Raw genomic sequence first — 4,476 nt, forward strand, 5'->3', positions numbered from 1 at the left:
GTGCGGGGACGGCGGTGCCTTGGGTCACCGTTGCGGAGGGTCGGCCCTGGGCGAGGGCGTCGAGTCCGGCGAGGAAGGCGTCCCGGTCGTCGGTGGCGGGGGCCACGGCGGCGCGGTGCGCGAAGTGGCTGCGATGGGTGGCCAGCACGGCGCCGACCTCCCCGGTCGGCAGGTCGGACCGGGCGGCGGCGAACTCGCGCAGCCGTGCGGCCTGGGCGCGCAGCGCCTCGTCGGTCCTGGCGGAGAGCACCCACGGCACCACCGGCACCGGAGAACCCGAAGCGGGTGCCTCGTCCTCGGCGGGGGCGGGCGCCGGGGCCTCCAGGATGATGTGGGCGTTGGTGCCGCTGATGCCGAAGGAGGAGACGGCGGCGCGTCGTGGCCGGTCGGCGGTCGGCCAGGGGGTCTGCTCGGTGAGCAGCCGGACGGCTCCGGAGTCCCAGTCGACGTGCGGCGACGGCTCGTCCACGTGCAGCGTGTGGGGGAGCACCCCATGGTCCATGGCGTGGACCATTTTGATGATGCCGGCGATTCCGGCGGCGGCTTGGGTGTGGCCGATGTTGGATTTGATGGAGCCGAGCCATAGGGGTCGGTCGGTGGGTCGGTTCTTGCCGTAGGTGGCCAGGAGTGCCTGTGCTTCGATGGGGTCGCCGAGGCTGGTGCCGGTGCCGTGGGCCTCGACGGCGTCGATGTCGGCCGGTGTGAGGCGGGCGGCGGCCAGGGCGGCACGGATCACCCGCTGCTGGGAGGGGCCGTTGGGGGCGGTGAGGCCGTTGCTCGCACCGTCCTGGTTGACGGCCGAGCCCCGTACCACGGCGAGCACCCGGTGCCCGTTGCGCTCGGCGTCCGAGAGCCGCTCCACGAGCAGCATGCCGATGCCCTCGGCCCAGCCGACCCCGTCGGCGGCGGCCGCGAACGCCTTGCAGCGCCCGTCCGGCGAAAGCCCCCGCTGCCGGCTGAACTCGACGAACGTCGCCGGGGTCGCCATCACCGTCACACCACCGGCCAGCGCCAGATCGCACTCACCACCGCGCAGCGCCTGCGCCGCCAGGTGCAGCGCCACCAGCGACGACGAACACGCCGTGTCCACCGTCACCGCAGGCCCCTCAAGACCGAACGTGTAGGCGACCCGGCCCGAGGCGATGCTGTACGCGCTGCCGGCGCTCAGGTATCCCTCGAAGCCCTCGGGTGCCCGCTTCATCAGGCGGGCACCGTAGTCCCCGTACATCACACCGGCGAACACGCCGGTGGCGCTGCCGCGCAGGGTGGCCGGGTCGATGCCGGCCCGCTCCAGGGCCTCCCAGGACACCTCAAGCAGCAGCCGCTGCTGCGGGTCGATCGCCAGGGCCTCGCGCGGGCTGATCCCGAAGAAGTCGGGGTCGAAGTCGCCGGCGCGCTGGAGGAACCCGCCGTGCCGCGTGTAGCTCTTGCCCGCTCGGTCCGGGTCCGGGTCGTAGAGCCCGTCGACGTCCCAGCCCCGGTCGTCGGGGAACGCCACGACGCCGTCCCCGCCGGACGTGACCAGGTCCCACAGCTCGTCCGGTGTGGTGACGCCCCCGGGGTAGCGGCAGGCCATGCCGACGATCGCGATCGGCTCGTCCGCCGCGACCGCTGCCGAGCCGGGCGTCCGCGCCGCACCGGCCGCGGCGGTTCGGGAGCCGGCCCCCGCGTCGGCCAGCTCATCGCGCACATGGGCGGCGAGGGCGGTGGCGGTGGGGTGGTCGAAGAGGGCGGTGGCGGGCAGTCGCAGGCCGGTGGCGGTGTTGAGGTTGTTGCGCAGCTCGACCGCGGTCAGCGAGTCGAAACCGAGCTGCTGGAACGCCTGGTCGGGCTCGACCGCCTCCGGTCCCGCGTGGCCCAGGGCCGCCGCCGCGTGGGTGCGGATCAGCTCCAGGACCAGCGCACTCTGCTCGGCCTCGCCGAGTCCCGCGAGCCGCTGGACCAGCGAGCCCGCCCCGCCCGCGCGCCGTGCCCGGTCGCCCGCGTCCCGCGCGCCGCCGGTCAGCCGCGCCACGACGAGCGCAGGCCGCCGCGGATGCGCGGTCAGCGCGGCGTCCAGCGCCGCGAGCCCCTGGGCCGGGGACAGGCCGCGCAGCCCGGCCCTGCTGATCCGGGCGCTCTGCGCACCGTCGAGTGTGGTGGCCATGCCGGTGGTGGTGGTCCAGGGGCCCCAGGCGAGGGCGGTGGCGGGTAGTCCTTGGGTGTGGCGGTGGTGGGCGAGTGCGTCGAGGTAGGTGTTGGCGGCGGCGTAGTTGGCTTGTCCTGGGTTGCCGAGGGTGCCGGCGATGGAGGAGTAGAGGACGAAGGCTTTGAGGTCGAGTTGTCGGGTGAGGTGGTGGAGGTTCCAGGCGGCGTCGATCTTGGGGTGGAGGACGGTGTCGAGGCGGTCGGGTGTGAGGCTTTGGAGTGTGGTGTCGTCGAGTACGCCTGCGGTGTGGATGACTGCGGTGAGGGGGTGCTCGGCGGGGATGTCGTCGAGGAGTCGGCGCAGGGCCTTGTGGTCGGCGGCGTCGCAGGCGGTGAGGGTGACGTGGGCGCCGAGGGCGGTGAGTTCGTCGTGGAGTTGTGTGGCGCCTTGGGCGTCGGGTCCGCGGCGGCTGGTGAGGAGCAGGTGTCTCGCGCCGTGGTGGGTGATCAGGTGGCGGGCGGTGAGCCGGCCCAGGGTGCCCGTGCCGCCGGTGATCAGGACCGTGCCGTCGGGGTCGAACGGCGCCACCCGTGCACCGCCTTCCGCCACCGCCCCGTCGTCCGGCACCGGAGCCAGCCGCGGTACGAGGATCGCGCCGCGGCGCAGCGCGGTGCCCGGCTCGCCGCAGCCCAGCGCCAGCAGCAGCGCCTCGGCGGACACGCCCTGGCCACCGTCCTCCGCGGCCCCGAGGTCGGCCAGCAGCAGCCGCCCGGGCTCCTCGGCCTGCGCGGTGCGGATCAGGCCCCACACCGGCGCGGCGGCCAGGTCGGCGAGCGGTTCGCCGGCCGCCGTCGCCACGGCGCCCCGCGTCACGAACGCCAACCTGGCCGCGGCCAGTTGCTCGTCGGCCAGGAACCGCTGGGTGACGGTCAGGGTGTCCAGGAGGAGACCGCGCACCGCGCCGGCATGCTCGCCGACCGCCCGCGGCGCCTCACCCGCGTCCGCCGCCGGCTCCGCCCCCGGGCCTTCTCCCACGCCCGCCCCGGGGCCGGTCCCCGGGGCTCCGTCCCGGGGCAGCAGAACGACGTCCGGTACCGAGGCGCCGTCGGCCACCGCGGCGGACAGCGCCGCCAGATCCGCGTAGGCACCTCCGGCGAGACCGGCGGCGGAGAGGAGGCCGCCGAGACCGGCCGCATCCTCGCCCAGCACCGCGAAAGAGGCGGGGGCGGCGGGCTCGGCCGTGGCCGACAGCGGCGACCAGGCGAGCGTGAAGAGGTCCTGACGCGCCGGCTTCGCCGCCGCCAACTGGTCGGCGCCCACCTGCCGCGTCGTCAGCGACTCGACGCCGAGTACCGGTGCTCCCGTGCCGTCCGCGATCGTCAGGCTGAGCGTGTCCGCGTCCACGATGCCGATCCGCACCCGCAGCCGGGCGGCACCCGCGGCGTACAGCGTCACACCGGCCCAGGAGAACGGCACGCCGAGCTGGAGCGCCGCGGGGTCGTCGCCCGCGAGGCGCAGCTTCTCGGCGAAGAACGCCTGCAGGGCCGCGTCCAGCAGTCCGGGGTGGATGCCGAACGCCTCGGCGTCGGCGTCCCCGGGCAGTGCCACCTCGGCGTAGACGGTGTCACCGGCCAGCCAGGCCGATTCGAGGCCCAGGAACAGCGGCCCGTAGCCGAAACCGACACCGGCCAGGCACTCCTGGAGGCGGTCGACGTCGACGGGTGTGCCCTCCGCGGGCGGCCAGGCCGTCAGTGCGGGCGGCTCAGGCTGCGCACCGGCCGCGATCAGACCGCTGGCGTGCCGGGTCCACTCGGTGTCCTGCGGTGCGTCCTCGGGCCGGGAGTGGACGGTGAACGTGCGCCGTCCCAGGTCGTCCGCGGCCCCGACCGTGACCCGCAGGTGCAGGGCGCCCTGCTCCGGCACCGCGAGGAACACATGGTGCGTCAACTCGTCGATGTGGCCGCCGCCGGTGTGCTCGGCGGCGTGCAGCACCAGGTCGACATAGGCCGTACCCGGCACGATGACCGCCCCGCCGATGGCGTGCTCGGCCAGCCACGGGTGCGAGGACAGCGACACCCGGCCGGTGAACACGTGCCCCTCGCCGTCCGGCAGCTCGATCACCGCGTCCAGCAGCGGATGGTCCGTGGCCGCCTGGCCGAGACCGCTCGGATCGGTGATCACGCTCGACCTGATCCAGTAGCTGCGCCGCTGGAACGGGTACGTGGGCAGGTCCACACCGTCGGCCGACTCCGCGGCCGGCAACAGCGTGCTCCACAGGGGTGTGGTGCCGTTCGTGTGGGCGGTGAGGACCGCGTGGGTGAGTGCGGTGGCTTCGGGTCGGTCGCGGC

The 4,476-nt window shown here is 74.8% G+C and carries 1 protein-coding gene; it reads right to left on the reverse strand.

Translation table 11 applies throughout. From position 1 onward, the window contains the following. A partial coding sequence (locus tag IE313_RS34490; protein ID WP_189939315.1) for a type I polyketide synthase occupies positions 1-4,476 on the reverse strand: 4,476 nt, incomplete at both ends.

Source organism: Streptomyces sulfonofaciens (assembly GCF_014656295.1).
In the GTDB taxonomy this organism is placed as follows: Bacteria; Actinomycetota; Actinomycetes; order Streptomycetales; family Streptomycetaceae; genus Streptomyces; species Streptomyces sulfonofaciens.